The following is a 15,742-nucleotide window of genomic DNA, read 5'->3' as shown; positions in this document are numbered from 1 at the left end:
CTTTTTGGGGTCAGATCATTATTGGAAAAATAACGACCCTTTTTACTAAATCTCTTGTGGCGGGAAAAGAAACGGATTAAGGCCGCTTCGAGCGAAGCCTTTTTCTTCCATTTCTACATCTAAGAATATCGAGGCGAGATCATCGGCAACGGCTTCCACATTAGGATTTTTTTCCTGAAACATGATTTTTAGATAGCTTTCGCAGCTGCCACAGGTTTCAGCACGAATGAGGGCAAGTTCTTCATTGAGTGACCACATTTCTAATTTATCGTGTCCGTTACAATTGGTACATTGGGCACGCACGAGATTCCATTCACTTTCACATAATGAACAATGTAAATAACGTAAACCTTGTGATGTACCAATGTGAACCATACTGGATACCGGTAGGGAGGCACAAACAGGGCAGTGTTGTAAGTTTTCTGCGTTTTCTAGCCGACTATGATGCGGAATTTGCTGGGCTAATTGGAGCCAGTAGAGTGAGAGTGCTGCCCAAATAAACACGGCTTTATCTGAACTGACTAAATTGAATGATTGTGAAAGTAAATGTGTTGCCATTTCTTCCAGTTCGGTGGTGGAGGCTTTTTCTAAGGCTTCAATGGTTGCGGCAACTTGTTCATTCGCTTTAGGCTTCATTTCATACAAAATTTCATTGAGGTATTCACGCCAAATAGGATTTCGTTTGAGGTTTTCTGCGTTGAGCGGTTCAACACCGGTTAAATTTTCTAGTTCTTGTTTCGGTAGTGGATTTTTTTCTAATGTGTTGAGTTGGGTTTCAACAACGCTGGCCGCAAAAAGTAAATAATCTGCAAGTGGGTGGCCTTCGGCCAGTTCTCTTAAACGTTTTGCACGGCGTTGATAAAGGTTTTTAGGGTTGGCAAAGAGGATAGCCGGTGCTTCGTAAGAATGGTTTTTTTGTTGTTTAATTTCTGATTCAGATAAGATTTTGATGCTCATAATATCTCTTTGGTGACAGAATAGTAAAAAGTGCGGTCATTTTTAACCGCACTTTTAGGAGTTTTAGTTTTAATCCGAAATACGTTTGAATAGCGCTTTGGTTTTTTCACCTTTTGCTTCACGTTCTCCGTCTTTTTCTAATTCAGGGAGAATTTCTTCACGATACCATTTCGGGTGGTGTTTTTTCGCCCAGCGAACGGTGACCCATCCTTCCACGATACCACGAATGGATCCTTTCACCCAGAATGCCATATACATATGCACCATGATACCGGTGAACAACATAAAGGCACTGGCGGAGTGAAGAAGAATCGCAAATCTTAGTACGGGAATCGAAAAGTAGTGCGAAAAAAATTGACGCCACATAATGATACCGCTGACTAATAAGGTGAACATGGCAAGAATTAATGTCCAAAACAACATTTTCTGACCAAGGTTGTATTTTCCATTATAGGCAACGGCATGTTCATTGCCTTTGAGTACTTCAACGATACCTTTTAACCAACGAATATCATTTTTCTCAGGGATGTTATGATGCCAATATAAAGAACATAAGAAAATAAAGGCAACAAACATTAAAAGCCCTGTGAACGGATGCACCGCTCGAGCAAGTTGTGGCGTTCCTAAAATATCCGTTAACCACGCAAAATCAGGGAAGAAGAAAGCAACCCCAGTAAACATGGTTAAAAAGAAGGAGATCACCAAAAACCAGTGGCTTAAACGAGCCGGAGTTCGATGACGAACGATACGAGTATCGTTAGTAATTTCAAATTTACTCATCTTGTTTTCCTCCGTGTTTGTCTTCGTTTTCAAATTTTTCATGGTGATCTTCGACATCGGTTTCCACATTTGGACCAACGGTTAAATAATGGCCAAGCTCTGCTAAGGCTAAGCCCCCCATTGCCACGGCAGCAACCGGTTTTAACACATCTTTCCATAAGGTGACAGTGAGGTCGATTTGCGGATCTTTAGGAAGACCATTATAAAGCTCAGGTCTGTCTGCGTGGTGTAGCACATACATAACATGTGTACCGCCCACGCCCGGTGGATCGTAAAGTCCGGCATTTTCATAGCCACGGGATTTCAGATCCGCCACACGTTGTTCCGCATAGATCTTCATTTCTTCTTTTGAACCGAAGCGAATCGCACCTGTCGGACAGGTTTTAACACAGGCCGGCTCTTGACCCACTTCCACACGATCAACACAAAGAGTACATTTGTATACACGATTGTCGTCCGGGTTCATGCGAGGAATGTTAAACGGACAACCGGCAATACAGTAACCACAGCCGATACATTTGTCGGATTGGAAATCCACAATACCATTTTTGTATTGGATGATTGCGCCAGGTGCAGGACAGGCTTTTAAGCAGCCCGGTTCTGAACAGTGCATACAACCGTCTTTACGAATTAACCATTCTAAACGATCGTTTTCTTCCACTTCATTAAAGCGCATAACTGTCCATGCTTTAGCGTTAAGATCAACAGGGTTGTCATAAACGCCGATACATTGCGCATTGACATCGGAGCGGATGTCATTCCACTCCGAACAGCCCACCTGACAGGCTTTACAGCCAATACAGGTGGATACATCAATCAGTTTTGCGACTTCAACTTTATGATCTCGTGCTTGTGGTGCCGGTGTCAGCCCTGAGGTGGCGGAGATCTTAATAATATCTTGAGATTGTACACTCATCGCTTATGCCTCCGCTTTCTCAATATTGACCAAGAATGTTTTATATTCCGGTGTTTGTGTATTCGCTTCACCCCAAGACGGTGTAAGCACGTTAGTGGAGAAACCACGATTACCTTTACCATTTAAGGCTTTCATATTCCAGTGAATCGGAATACCCACATGGTGAACGGTTTTACCGTCAATTTCCAATTCTTTCAAACGTTTGGTGACCACGGCAACAGCCTTGATGTAACCCCGTTTTGAGGTAATTTTCACCATATCGCCTTTTTGGATGCCTTTTTCTGCCGCTAATTTTTCACCTATTTCCACAAATTGTTGTGGTTGGGCGATAATATTTAGAGCAGATTGCGCCGTCCAACTGTGGAAATGCTCGGTTAAACGATAAGTGGTTGCCACGAATGGGAACTCTTTGTTTGAACCGATAAATTCACGGTCTTCTTGGTAAATACGCACGGTCGGATCCACTACTACATTTGGATGGAGTGGATTAGTATCAATCGGACTTTCAACCGGTTCATAATGCTCAGGCATTGGACCATTGTTGATTTTATCCACGGCAAATAAACGACCAACCCCTTCAGCAGACATAATAAACGGACCGGTTTCAGAACCCGGTGGTTGAGTACCATAGTCGGCAACATCAAACCAGTTCCAGTTCTTACCGTTCCATTTGATTAACTGACGGTGTTTATCCCATGGTTTACCGTTAATATCCAAGGAGGCACGGCTATAAAGAACACGGCGGTTTGCCGGCCATGCAAAGCCCCAACCTACAGTACAGCCTAAACCGGATGGGTCTGAATTATCCCGATTAGCAGTTTGGTTACCTTTTTCCGTCCACTGACCAACATATATCCAGTTACCCGATGTCGTCGTACCGTCATCACGCAAGTGAGCGAATCCACTGAGTAATTGGCCTTTTTTATACATCAGGTTACCGTTTGGATCATAAAGATCCTCAAGGGCATAACCATTTAATTCTTTTGCCAACTCTTCTGCTGTTGGAGAATGTGGTTGGGCATAGTTCCATGTCATGGCTTCAAAAGACTCAATACCACGGCCGCCCTCTTTTTTATAGAGTTCGTGCATTTCTTCACGGATCATGGAAAGAATATCCACATCCGGTAAGGCTTCACCCGGTTGATCACAACCTTTCCAGTGCCATTGCGCCCAACGACCGGAGTTAGAAATTGAGCCGTCTTCTTCAGCAAAACAGGTGGTTGGTAAACGGAAAACTTCTGTTTGAATTTCAGCAGGATTTACATCGTTTGATTCACCAAAGTTTTTCCAGAACTCAGAACTTTCTGTTTGAAGTGGATCAAGCACGATTAAGTATTTTAACTTACTCATACCGGCAAGGGTTTTGTTCTTATTCGGTAATGAGTTTAATACGTTAAAGCCTTGTAAAATCCAACCGTTCATTTGACCGTCATTCATTAATTTCACATGAGTGATTGGGTCATAGAAACGATCCATTTTTGGTAAGAAATCGAAGCCCCAGCCATTTTCTTTGGTCGCTTTATCACCATAAAAGGTTTTCATCATACTCACAAAGAATTTTGAGGTATTACGGTAATAGTTGATCTGACCTGGAACGATGTCTTTTGGCGTAATCGCATTAATATACTGCTCATAAGAGGTATCTTTATCGTTTGGTAAACGCATATAGCCGGGTAAGGATGCCGGCAATAAGCCCATATCCGTTGTACCCTGTACGTTTGAGTGTCCGCGTAATGCGTTAATACCACCACCCGGCATCCCCATATTACCTAACAGTAACTGGATCATCGCCATTGAGCGGATATTTTGCGTACCGATAGTATGTTCAGTAAACCCTAATGCATATAAATGCGTCATGGTTTTATCCGGCGCAGAGGTTTTACCGATTTCCTCACAGATTTGTAAGAACAGTTTTTGTTTTACACCGGTGATACGTTCAACCATTTCAGGGGTGTAACGAGAAACGTGCTCTTTTAAGACATTAATCACACAACGTGGGTGTTGTAATGTCATATCACGCTTCGCTTGACCATTCTCATCAAATTGATAATTCCAAGTCGATTTATCATAGCTACGTTTTTCCGCATCGTAGCCTGAGAACAGGCCGTCTTCAAATTTAAAGCCTTCGTTGACTAAGAAAGAAGCGTTGGTGTAGTGTTTAACATATTCGTGCTGAATCTTATCGTTTTCCAATAAATAACGGATCACGCCCATTAAGAACGCAATATCAGAACCGGAACGGATTGGCGCATGAAGATCAGCAACAGAGGCTGTACGGTTAAAGCGTGGATCGATAACGATGATTTTGGCACCGTTTTTCTTCGCTTCAATTGCCCAACGGAAGCCGACAGGGTGGGCTTCGGCAGGGTTACCGCCTTGAACGAGAATTAAATTGGCATTTTTGATGTCAACCCAGTTATTTGTCATGGCACCGCGACCAAATGATGGAGCAAGACTTGCTACCGTTGGTCCGTGTCAAGTATTCGCTTGGTTACAGACCGGCACCATCCCGAGCATTCGAATCCATTTTTGCGTCAGTAACGCGGCTTCATTGCTCATGGCGGAGGCGGTCATAATCCCTGTGGTTGACCAACGGTTGACGGTTTTTCCGCTTGCATCGGTTTCGACAAAGTTGGCATCACGGTCATCTTTCATTAAGCGGGCAATGCGTTTAATCGCATCTTGCCAGGACAGGCGTTCCCATTTATCGGAACCCGGTGCACGGTATTGAGGGTATAAAGCACGGCTTTCGCTGTTAATATAATCAAGCGCGCCAGCGCCTTTTGGACAAAGCGCACCACGACTAATTGGATGGTCTGGGTCGCCTTCAAGGTGAAATAATTTTGAACGAGTATTTGTACCAGTGTAGCCACTTAAGCCAGTATGAGGTTTGCCTGTACTATAAAGCAGCATACCGCAACTTACGGCACAATATGTACAAGTGTTACGGGATTCATAAGCGCGTAATAATTTGTATTCACGCGGTGCTGCCAACGCATTTGCCGGAGCAAAGCCTAACATAGCAGCGGAGGTTCCTGCCATACCACCTGCACAGATCTTAAAGAACTTTCTTCTTGAGACCTGCATAATCACTCCTTTCAACAAAAAATTGTTGAGATCTAATTAGATAGTAAAGAAATTCATCTAGAAAAAATAGCTGATTTCGTTAGAATAACATCAATCAACGGACTCAATTGCGTATAGAAAAACAGCAATTTAAGTTGGGCGTAGGATACCTATTTTTTAACCATAAATCCATAATCAAAATACATTATATTCCATAAAAATTCGTGATTAAGATCACAAATTGTGTAAAACATTAACCTTTTTGTTACAAATCTAAATGAAGCAGGTCATAAATGAAGGGTTTTATTGAACGGGCTGTCAATGTTTTTCAAAAACGAAAAACGGAACAAAAATCGACCGCACTTTTACAGCCTAAACAGGATATTTTGGCGGTGGAAATGCCGGTGTCATTAGTTTATAACGGTATTTCCCATGCCGTAATGATGTGTTCGCCGCAAGATCTGGCTGATTTTGCACTGGGATTTTCCTTCACGGAAGGGATTATTGAGAAGCCGGCCGATATTTATGGCATTGATGTGGTCGAAGGCTGCGATGGCATTGAAGTTCAAATCGAGCTATCCAGCCGTCAGTTTATGGCACTTAAAGCACACCGCCGTAATCTTACAGGGCGTACGGGGTGTGGTATTTGTGGCACAGAGCAACTGAGTCAGGTTTATAAAAATTTGCCGAAATTAGACCGCACTTTTCAGTTCGATCTCTGCTTATTAGAGGATTGTCTTGCTACTTTGCAAGCTCATCAACAGCTTGGACAACAAACAGGGGCAACGCATGCCTGCGCATTTTTTGATTTACAAGGTAAATTGCTTGCGATTCGAGAGGATGTCGGCCGTCATGTAGCGTTGGATAAATTGATTGGCTGGTATATCAAAGCAGGTAAACCGCAAGGTTTTATTATTGCTTCCAGTCGGGCAAGTTATGAAATGGTACAAAAAGTAGTTTCTTGTGGGGTTGAGTTACTGGTTGCTATTTCTGCTGCAACGGATCTAGCGGTTAAAATGGCCGATGAACATCATCTCACTTTAATTGGATTTGCCCGGGGAGGGAAAGGCAATATTTACAGCGGAAAAGAGCGGTTGATTTTTTAGGTGTTTTTACAGCTGACCGGACTGAGGTAAAAAGACGAGGCGACCTAACATCACCTCGTCTTTTTGTTGGATTTTTATTCGCCTTTCACTTCTTTCATCCAGCGGTCAATTAAGCGTTTTGCTTCTTGATCCTGTCCAAATCGAATGAAATCAATATCAATTAATTTTAATTTCATCGGATCCGGAAGATTAGGATGTGATTTGGCATGAATATTTGTCGGTAATTGATAAGAGTCCGCTTCACGCCATGGAATTTCTTGTGCTTCGGCAGAAAGCACAAAATCGATAAAGCGTTTTGCGTTGTCTAAATTTCGCCCGTTTTTGATGATACTCGCCGCACCTAATGTATAGCCCACACCTTCACAAGGCAGGATACCGACAACCGGCGCACCTTTATCTTTTTCACGCACATAGGCATGCATAAAGCTAATATTCACAGCAGTCGCACCTGTTGAAAGATGGCTAGTTGCCATACCGGTTTTGGTGTATTGGGAAATATTTTTATTGAGTGCTTTTAAATAATCAAAGGCTTTCTCTTCACCCATGGTTTCAATGAGGGTCGTAAGAATACTATATCCCGTGCCGGATACCCGTGGATCGGGATATTGAACTAAATCTTTGAATTCCGGTTTGATTAAATCCGAATAACATTGTGGTGTTTTGATGTTTTTTTCGGCAAGCAATTTTTCATTGACCCCGATACCCAGTTCCATCAAATAAATAATTGAGGTGGTATCGCCACGTTGTTCTACTAATTTTTTGAACTGAGGCATGATATTTTTTTGTTCAGGAGAACGATAAGTGGCGAGCAAACCGGCATCTCGAGCTTGCAGGTGCGGCTCAAAAGTTCCACCATACCAAACATCCGCTTGGGGATTGTCTTTTTCTGCTTTCAGTTTCCCGAGTACCGTTCCTGTGCTATGACGTACAAATTGGGTTTCCACATGATATTTTTTACTGAAGGCTTGTGAGATTTTTTCACAGGTTGTGTTTTGCACACTACAATAGATCACCAGTTTTCCTTGTGCTTGAGCCTGATTGGATAAACTGAAAGCGAAAAGGCCGCAAAGTGCGGTCAATTTGAGGCATTTTTTTAAATGAACACAGGAAATCATCATGCATCCTTAGTGGTTATCAGTCATAAAGAAAAGCAGGTTGGCCTTTGAGTTTGAGGAAAGGATGAGGGTTTCCTCACTCAGTGCCGACTGCTTCAGGTTTACGGGAGGCGTTTCGCCATTTTCCACCCGACTAAGCGAGGCACTATAAGCTCTCCCTCTATTTTTGTAAAGTCCGATCTGATGAAATCGTTCGGTTTTCTTGTTCTTCTTTAAAAGCGAGATATTCTTCTAAAAGATCAATGGCCTCCTGACATTTTTGACGGCGGCGTTTATAGCTTTCGGCTAATCCTATGGCTTTTTGTTGAGTATCGGGGGCGGTTGCTATGCGGATAATATCCCTTTGTTGTTGGTATAAATGATTGAGCTGTTCAAGGGCTTCATAATATTTCTCTAAACGTTCACGAGGGGGTAATTGGTGAATCGCATGTGAGGCTTTTGGGGTGGCTGATATTTTGGGTTTGGAAGAGCTCAATCGGTGATTTTTTCGATTTAGGGCTTCTGATAGCACACGACATTGTTTCACTAAATGCTCTGTGATGAAGTGATAGTGATGGATATTGGTTGAATGAAGTGTTTTTATTTTTGTCAGGGTTTGCTGAATTTCAGAAAAATAAAAAGAAACGGTTTGTCCCTGTTCACTGAACAATGTTCGGTCAAATTGGGCGAAGAGCTTTTCTTCTTGTCTTGATGAATAGGTATGCTGAAGCTGTTGAACTTTTTGCTCTAATGTATCGATAAGCGACTGAATAGCCATAAAAAATCCCCCTAGGCGGGGGATTATAATCCTTAAAGGTACATGGCGGCAATCCAGCCGAAAATAATGAGTGGGATATTGTAGTGAATAAATGTTGGTACAACAGAATCCCAAATGTGATCGTGTTTACCATCCATATTTAAACCGGACGTCGGCCCCAATGTGGAGTCTGAAGCTGGCGAGCCGGCATCACCTAAGGCTGCCGCCACACCCACAATAGAAACGGTTGCAAGAGGTGAAAAACCAAAAGATAAGCAAAGAGGGACATAAATTGAGGTAATAATCGGAACGGTTGAGAAAGAAGAACCAATCCCCATAGTGATTAATAACCCGACAATCAACATTAAAAATGCTGCAAGTCCTTTGCTTTGAACCGCACCATTGCTTAAGTTTTGTACGAGATCAGTTACACCGCTGGTAGCATTAATCACATTGGCAAAGCCGGAAGCGGCGATCATCACAAAGCCAATCATTGCCATTAAACGTAAGCCTTGTTGGAAAATGTCGTTACTTTCTTTGAGTTTAAAGATGCCAAACACCGCAAAAATCACTAAACCGACTAAACCGCCAATAATGGTTGAACTCGTTACAAGCTGAGTGGCAAAGGTCGCTACGATGGCAATGATACTGGCGGTAATGTGTTTTGGTTGAATATTGGCAATATGTGCTTCAATCTCTTTTGTGGTTGGTGTTTCGATCGTTGCACTGTATTCACGAGGTTTGCGATAGGTGATAAATACCGCAATCAATAAACCTAAAATCATCCCGATGACCGGTAATAACATCGCCAGTGATACCTGTGCAACATCGGTTTGTAGACCTAAATTTGCTCCGGCTTGATTGATATTTTTCACCAAAATACTTTCAATAAAGATTTTCCCAAAACCCACCGGTAAGAGCATATAGGTGGCGGTAAGACCGAATGTTAACACACAGGCTACCGCACGGCGGTCGATTTTCAAACGGTTAAAGATTGAAAGCAAAGGTGGAATGACAATCGGGATAAAGGCAATATGTACAGGTAAGAGATTTTGCGAGGAAATAGCAAATAGTGCCAATATGGCAAAAATGGCATATTTAAACCAAGCAAGATTGTTGCCTGTTGGGGTTTTATTAATTTTTGTGATGATTTTATAGGCCAGTAAATCCGTAATGCCGGATTTAGAGATCGCAATCGCAAAAGCACCAAGCATAGCATAGTTCATTGCCACTTCCGCACCGCCACCTAAGCCGCCGGTGAAGGTTTCGATGGTTTTACTTAAACCAAGATCACCGCATAAACCGGCGGTGAGTGCCGCAATCACAAGGGCAATCACCACATTAATACGCAGCAAACTCAATGCGAGTAAGACGATAATTGAGATAACAACGGGGTTTGATAACATTGTGTTTTTCCTTATAGGTTAATGTGTAAATAAAGTAAAAATTAAAAAAATTTAAAGTGCGGTTGTTTTTTCTTCTGTTTTTACGCCAATTGGCATATGGGGGAAACCACCAAGCGCTTTTAAATGATTGACCATATAACAGAACAATTCAGCCGTGCGTTCCGTGTCATAGAGGGCAGAATGGGCTTGTTTTCCATCAAACGGAATATTGGCGGCTTGACAGGCTTTAACCAGTACGGTTTGCCCGAACATTAATCCTGCTAGGCTTGCGGTATCAAACATACCGAAAGGGTGGAAAGGATTACGTTTGATCCCGGTGCGTTCTGCCGCCGCCATTACAAAGCGTTGGTCGAACATGGCATTATGAGCCACAATAATCGAACGTTGACATTCCGCTTCTTTTTGAGCACGACGCACCAGTTGGAATAACCCACTCATCGCCTCTAATTCTGATACGGCGCCTCGTAACGGGTTATGAATATCAATCCCATTGAATTTTAAGGAGTCCGGATTGATATTTGCCCCTTCAAAAGGCTCAATATGAAAATGGCACTTTTGATCCGGGTGCAAATCACCTTTCTCATCCATTTTTAAGGTGATAGCAGCCAGTTCCAATAAGGCATCTTTCTCGGCATCAAAACCGGCAGTTTCCACATCAATAATCACGGGAAAGTAACCACGAAAACGATTTTTCAATTGATTATGATAAGGGATTTCTTGAGCATCGGGCATAGCGTATCCTTAAAAAATAAAATAACGCAGGTGAACCCACGTTATTCAAACCTCATAAAAAGTTAGCGCACGTTAATTGCCAAGTCCGGCTTTTGCCTGTTTATTTTCGATAAATTCAATTTTGTAGCCGTCCGGATCTTCGACAAACGCAATCACCGTTGTTCCGCCTTTTACCGGGCCGGGTTCTCGGGTGATTTTTCCACCATTGGCACGCACCGCTTCACAGGTAGCGACAATATCATCCACCCCAATGGCAATATGTCCATAGGCAGAGCCGAGATCATATTCGCTCACCCCCCAATTGTAGGTAAGCTCTATCACGGAAGATTTATCTTCATCATCATAACCTAAAAAGGCTAAGGAGTACTTATACTCAGGGTTTTCACTGGTGCGTAATAAACGCATCCCCAAAACATCTTGATAAAACTGAATGGAACGATCTAAATCGCCCACTCGTAACATGGTATGTAAAATTCGCATTATTTCTTCCTTTTCAATGGGAAAACAAGTGGCAGGATTATGCCACAAATTGAATTTTAAATCAGTACAGTTTATGCAGTATTCCTCTTTTTAATGAGCATAAAATGAAAAATAGTGATTATTTGATTTAAAACAAAATGGCGCATCAGTAGAAGGATTATATTTTATGCTAAGTTTTATGCTGATGTTCGTTTCGAATAGTTTGGGCGTAAAAACGAAGTTTCATTTTATATTTCAATGGACGTATTTAAATCTTATATAAGGAGTGTATATGTTTTCTTTTTTAAAAGCTTCCCCTCCCGCCCCTCGAATCGAAAGCGCGAGGACCGATGCTGAGTATAAAAAATTACGCTGGCAAGTTTTTGCTGGTGTGTTTATTGGTTATGCGGCCTATTATCTTATCCGTAAAAATTTCTCCCTCGCCATTCCTTATCTCATTGATGAATATGGTTTTACCAAAGCGGATTTAGGGACAGTCGGTGTGGCATTATCGCTTGCTTATGGATTGAGTAAATTCATTATGGGAAATGTATCGGATCGGAGTAACCCTAAATATTTTATTACGATAGGTTTGCTCGGATCGGCGGTGGTAAGTTTAATTTTTGGTTTAGTCCCTGGTGTGTTGGCGTCTATTCCATTAATGATCATACTTGCCGCACTCAATGGTTGGTTTCAAGGTATGGGCTATCCACCGGGTGCAAAAACAATGACAAACTGGTTCTCTGTTTCTGAACGTGGCGTTTGGTGGAGTTGGTGGAATGTATCCCATAATTTAGGTGGCGGATTAATTGGTCCATTAGCTATTTTAGGCTTAGCAATTTTTGGCACATGGCAATCCTTATTCTACCTACCGGCGCTTATTGCTATTGTGCTTGCATTTATTATGTTCGCCCTCATGCGGGATACGCCGGAATCTCAAGGTTTGCCACCGGTTGATGAATGGAAAGGCGAAAAAGTGCTACAACAGGTTGAATCTGCCCACACCCTTTCTTCCAAGGATATTTTTAAAAAATACATCATTAACAATAAATTTTTATGGTCGATTGCTATTGCGAACGTTTTTGTCTATTTCATTCGTTACGGTATTATTGACTGGGCACCAACATACTTAAAAGAAGTGAAACACTTTTCAGTGGATAAACAAAGCTGGGCATATTTCTTATATGAATATGCGGGTATTTTCGGTATGTTAGCGAGTGGCTATTTAAGCGATAAAGTTTTCAAAGGGCACAGAGCACCGCCAATGTTATTATTTTTAACCGGGGTTTTGATCGCTATTATTGTTTACTGGAAAAACCCAGCGGGTAATCCATTGGTTGATAATATTTGTCTTGTTGCAATTGGTTTCTTAATTTATGGGCCGGTCATGATGATTGGTTTGCAAGCAGCAGACCTCGTACCACGCATCGCAACAGGAACAGCGACAGGTTTAACCGGATTATTCGGCTATTTATTAGGTTCTGCGAGTGCAGGCTATGTGATGGGGAAATTAGTGGACCTATTTGGTTGGGATGGCGGCTTTTATGCCTTAATTGTTTCCTGTTTCTTAGGTTTCATCTTCATTGCGTTCACCTTATTCCATAAGACGAATATCGAGAAATAATCTTTTATCTCTTTAAGTAAAAGAGCGGTCAATTTTAAATGCATTTTTCATTGATCGCTCTTTTTTATCTCATTATTTCACCGCCACCATTGAACCAAAATTAAAGCACTGAAACCATAATTCTACTTGAGAAAAGCCGATGTTTTTTAAGCGTGCTTTGTGGGTTTCGATGCTGTCGGTACGCATCACATTTTCCAGTGCAGTGCGTTTTTGGCTCACTTCGAGTTCGCTGTAACCGTTTGCCCGTTTGAATTGATGGTGTAAATCAATCAGCAGATCATCGACTTTCTTATCTTCAAAACGGAATTTTTCCGAAAGCACTAACACACCATTTGGATTTAACCCCTGATAAATTTTGCTGAGCAATGCTAGGCGATCTTCAGGGGGTAAAAATTGCAGGGTGAAATTTAAAATCACCATTGAGGCATCTTGGATTTCTACCTGGCGAATATCATCACAGAGAATCTCCACGGGAATATCGCTTTGATAGGCGGCAATATGTTGTCGACAGCGTTCAACCATGGGTTGGGAATTATCAATCCCAATGATTTTGACATTGGGTTGATGAATATTTCGCCGTGCGGAAAGGGTGGCCGCCCCTCGTGAGCAGCCGAGATCATAGACTTGGCTGTTTGGGGTGACAAAGCGTTCGGCAAGCATACCAATGGCGGTGATGATATTGGCATAACCCGGTACGGAACGTTGGATCATATCAGGGAACACTTCTGCGACGTTTTCATCAAAGGTGAAATCGCCCAGTTTTTCTATGGGGGTGGCAAAGAGGGTATCTTTCATAATTTAACCAGTATGAGCTTGGGATGATCGTATCCTAGACTAAAAGTGCGGTTATTTTAGGGCAAGTTTTTAATGGGTCAAATAAATTTCGGTTTCTGATTTTAAATGGGCGGCTTTTTCCGTATAATCCAACGGTATTTTATATTTTTAGCCGAATTAAGGAACAGGATATGATGCGTACACATTATTGCGGTGCTTTAAACCGTAACCATATTGGACAAGAAGTGACATTAAGCGGTTGGGTTCATCGTCGTCGTGATTTAGGGGGCTTAATTTTTATTGATATGCGTGACCGTGAGGGCATCGTTCAAGTGTGTTTTGACCCGAAATACCAAGAGGCGTTAACGGCAGCGGGTGGTTTGCGTAACGAATTTTGTATTCAAATTCAAGGTGAAGTGCTTGCTCGTCCGGAAAATCAAATCAATAAAACTATGGCGACGGGTGAAGTGGAGATTTTGGCGAAAGCCTTGCGTATTTATAATGCTTCTGATGTATTGCCTCTCGATTTCAATCAAAACAACACGGAAGAACAACGCTTGAAATTCCGCTATTTGGATTTACGCCGTCCGGAAATGGCACAGCGTTTGAAAACCCGTGCGAAAATCACCAGTTTTGTTCGCCGTTTTATGGACGATAACGGTTTCTTGGATATGGAAACCCCAATGCTCACCAAAGCCACACCGGAAGGGGCGCGCGATTATCTTGTGCCAAGCCGTGTGCATAAAGGGAAATTCTATGCCCTCCCGCAATCACCACAGCTTTTCAAACAGCTTTTAATGATGTCCGGTTTTGATCGCTATTATCAAATTGTTAAATGTTTCCGTGATGAGGATTTACGCGCAGATCGCCAACCGGAATTTACCCAAATCGATGTGGAAACCTCTTTCTTAACTGCTCCGGAAGTGCGTGAGATCATGGAGCGAATGGTACATGGCTTGTGGTTAGATATCTTAGGGGTGGATTTAGGTCAATTCCCTGTGATGACTTGGCAAGAAGCAATGCAACGTTTTGGTTCGGACAAACCAGATTTGCGTAACCCATTAGAAATGGTAGATGTGGCAGATATTGTGAAAACGGTGGATTTTAAAGTCTTCCAAGGGCCGGCGAATGATCCGAATGGTCGTGTTGCTGTTATTCGAGTGCCTAACGGCAATGAGATCACCCGTAAACAAATTGATGAATATACACAATTTGTCGGGATTTATGGTGCGAAAGGGTTAGCTTGGTTAAAAGTAAACGATGTGAATGCAGGGCTTGAGGGGGTACAAAGCCCGATTGCCAAATTCTTAAATGAAGAGGTCTTAAAAGCATTATTTGAACGTGTCGGTGCACAAACAGGGGATATTCTCTTTTTTGGTGCAGACAAGTGGCAAACCACCACGGATTCCATGGGCGCGCTTCGTTTGAAACTGGGTCGGGATCTTGGTTTGACCCGTTTAGACGAATGGCAACCGCTTTGGGTGATTGATTTCCCAATGTTCGAACGGGACGATGAAGGCAATCTCGCCGCAATGCATCACCCGTTTACTTCACCAAAAGATTTCACGCCTGAACAATTAGAAGACGATCCAACCTCAGCGGTGGCGAATGCTTATGATATGGTGATTAATGGTTATGAAGTAGGTGGCGGATCAGTGCGTATTTTTGAGCCGAAAATGCAACAAACCGTATTCCGTATCTTAGGCATTGATGAAGAACAGCAACGGGAAAAATTCGGTTTCTTATTGGATGCTTTAAAATTCGGTACGCCACCGCATGCCGGCCTTGCCTTCGGATTGGATCGCTTAACCATGTTATTAACCGGTACGGATAATATTCGTGATGTGATTGCTTTCCCGAAAACGACCGCAGCGGCTTGTTTAATGACCGATGCTCCAAGTGTAGCGAACCCGCAAGCCTTGGAGGAACTTGCCATTTCAGTGGTGAAAGCAGAGTAATATTGATTTTTTTCGGCAGACAAAAGTGCGGTCAATTTTGATCGCCTTTTTTAGCTTTTCTATCTGTCATTCATTAAAAAAGGGAAACATGGTGTGATCTGCACCCCAAAAGT

General features: G+C 42.4%; 13 protein-coding genes. 3 read left to right on the top strand and 10 right to left on the bottom strand.

Going from position 1 to position 15,742, the window contains the following annotated elements; translation table 11 throughout:
* Positions 1-45 precede the first annotated feature (45 nt).
* The 4 genes from fdhE to fdnG all read right to left on the bottom strand — a co-directional run bounded on the left by fdhE (position 46) and on the right by fdnG (position 5,740).
* A complete protein-coding gene (gene fdhE / locus BKK48_RS08090) occupies positions 46-957 on the bottom strand; it encodes a formate dehydrogenase accessory protein FdhE (protein WP_077427671.1) in 912 nt (303 codons plus the stop codon).
* Between the two features lie 69 nt (positions 958-1,026).
* Complete coding sequence (locus BKK48_RS08085; protein ID WP_077427669.1) at positions 1,027-1,737, bottom strand: formate dehydrogenase subunit gamma; 711 nt, start codon at positions 1,735-1,737, stop codon at positions 1,027-1,029.
* Positions 1,730-2,653 (bottom strand): formate dehydrogenase subunit beta, encoded by a 924-nt coding sequence (fdxH, locus tag BKK48_RS08080; RefSeq protein ID WP_077427667.1) that lies wholly within the window; start codon positions 2,651-2,653, stop codon positions 1,730-1,732. The genes BKK48_RS08085 and fdxH overlap by 8 nt, the downstream gene beginning before the upstream one ends.
* 3 nt (positions 2,654-2,656) lie before the next feature.
* Positions 2,657-5,740 (bottom strand): formate dehydrogenase-N subunit alpha, encoded by a 3,084-nt coding sequence (fdnG, locus tag BKK48_RS08075; protein WP_143538841.1) that lies wholly within the window; start codon positions 5,738-5,740, stop codon positions 2,657-2,659.
* 272 nt (positions 5,741-6,012) lie between these two features.
* On the opposite strand from fdnG, the gene fdhD reads away from it, so the two are divergent.
* A complete protein-coding gene (gene fdhD / locus BKK48_RS08065) occupies positions 6,013-6,825 on the top strand; it encodes a formate dehydrogenase accessory sulfurtransferase FdhD (protein ID WP_077427661.1) in 813 nt (270 codons plus the stop codon).
* A 74-nt stretch (positions 6,826-6,899) separates the two neighbouring features.
* On the opposite strand, the gene BKK48_RS08060 is transcribed toward fdhD, so the two are convergent.
* From BKK48_RS08060 to gloA, 5 genes are all read right to left on the bottom strand, one after another.
* Positions 6,900-7,940 carry an ABC transporter substrate-binding protein gene (locus BKK48_RS08060; protein WP_077427659.1) on the bottom strand — a complete coding sequence of 347 codons (1,041 nt, stop codon included), beginning with the start codon at positions 7,938-7,940 and terminating at the stop codon, positions 6,900-6,902.
* A 160-nt stretch (positions 7,941-8,100) separates the two neighbouring features.
* Positions 8,101-8,697 (bottom strand): primosomal replication protein PriC, encoded by a 597-nt coding sequence (priC, locus tag BKK48_RS08055; RefSeq protein WP_077427657.1) that lies wholly within the window; start codon positions 8,695-8,697, stop codon positions 8,101-8,103.
* A 32-nt stretch (positions 8,698-8,729) separates the two neighbouring features.
* The gene (locus tag BKK48_RS08050) at positions 8,730-10,082 is read right to left on the bottom strand and encodes a Na+/H+ antiporter family protein (protein WP_077427655.1); all 1,353 of its coding nucleotides are present in this window, start codon (positions 10,080-10,082) and stop codon (positions 8,730-8,732) included.
* A gap of 51 nt (positions 10,083-10,133) precedes the next feature.
* Positions 10,134-10,814 (bottom strand): ribonuclease T, encoded by a 681-nt coding sequence (gene rnt, locus BKK48_RS08045; protein ID WP_077427653.1) that lies wholly within the window; start codon positions 10,812-10,814, stop codon positions 10,134-10,136.
* Positions 10,815-10,886: 72 nt separating this feature from the next.
* Positions 10,887-11,294: a lactoylglutathione lyase gene (gene gloA / locus BKK48_RS08040; RefSeq protein ID WP_077427651.1), complete on the bottom strand. Its 408-nt coding sequence runs from the start codon at positions 11,292-11,294 to the stop codon at positions 10,887-10,889.
* A 271-nt stretch (positions 11,295-11,565) separates the two neighbouring features.
* Between gloA and pgtP the strand changes: the two genes are divergently transcribed.
* Positions 11,566-12,897, top strand: a complete 1,332-nt coding sequence (gene pgtP, locus BKK48_RS08035; protein WP_077427649.1) for a phosphoglycerate transporter protein PgtP — start codon at positions 11,566-11,568, stop codon at positions 12,895-12,897.
* A 72-nt stretch (positions 12,898-12,969) separates the two neighbouring features.
* On the opposite strand, the gene cmoA is transcribed toward pgtP, so the two are convergent.
* A complete protein-coding gene (gene cmoA, locus BKK48_RS08030; protein WP_077427647.1) occupies positions 12,970-13,695 on the bottom strand; it encodes a carboxy-S-adenosyl-L-methionine synthase CmoA in 726 nt (241 codons plus the stop codon).
* A gap of 167 nt (positions 13,696-13,862) precedes the next feature.
* On the opposite strand from cmoA, the gene aspS reads away from it, so the two are divergent.
* Entirely contained in the window at positions 13,863-15,629 is a 1,767-nt protein-coding gene (aspS, locus tag BKK48_RS08025; RefSeq protein ID WP_077427645.1) for an aspartate--tRNA ligase, read from the top strand.
* Positions 15,630-15,742 lie beyond the last annotated feature (113 nt).

Origin of the sequence: Rodentibacter heidelbergensis (genome assembly GCF_002000125.1) — a bacterium.
Lineage (GTDB): Bacteria > Pseudomonadota > Gammaproteobacteria > Enterobacterales > Pasteurellaceae > Rodentibacter > Rodentibacter heidelbergensis.
This window is presented reverse-complemented; position numbering and strand designations above follow the sequence as displayed.

Bases quoted from the DNA above. Each gene is read 5' to 3' on its own strand.
- fdhE (WP_077427671.1), bottom strand. From the start codon at position 957: ATGAGCATCAAAATCTTATCTGAATCAGAAATTAAACAACAAAAAAAC.
- BKK48_RS08085 (WP_077427669.1), bottom strand. From the start codon at position 1,737: ATGAGTAAATTTGAAATTACTAACGATACTCGTATCGTTCGTCATCGA.
- fdxH (WP_077427667.1), bottom strand. From the start codon at position 2,653: ATGAGTGTACAATCTCAAGATATTATTAAGATCTCCGCCACCTCAGGG.
- fdhD (WP_077427661.1), top strand. From the start codon at position 6,013: ATGAAGGGTTTTATTGAACGGGCTGTCAATGTTTTTCAAAAACGAAAA.
- BKK48_RS08060 (WP_077427659.1), bottom strand. From the start codon at position 7,940: ATGATTTCCTGTGTTCATTTAAAAAAATGCCTCAAATTGACCGCACTT.
- priC (WP_077427657.1), bottom strand. From the start codon at position 8,697: ATGGCTATTCAGTCGCTTATCGATACATTAGAGCAAAAAGTTCAACAG.
- BKK48_RS08050 (WP_077427655.1), bottom strand. From the start codon at position 10,082: ATGTTATCAAACCCCGTTGTTATCTCAATTATCGTCTTACTCGCATTG.
- rnt (WP_077427653.1), bottom strand. From the start codon at position 10,814: ATGCCCGATGCTCAAGAAATCCCTTATCATAATCAATTGAAAAATCGT.
- gloA (WP_077427651.1), bottom strand. From the start codon at position 11,294: ATGCGAATTTTACATACCATGTTACGAGTGGGCGATTTAGATCGTTCC.
- pgtP (WP_077427649.1), top strand. From the start codon at position 11,566: ATGTTTTCTTTTTTAAAAGCTTCCCCTCCCGCCCCTCGAATCGAAAGC.
- aspS (WP_077427645.1), top strand. From the start codon at position 13,863: ATGATGCGTACACATTATTGCGGTGCTTTAAACCGTAACCATATTGGA.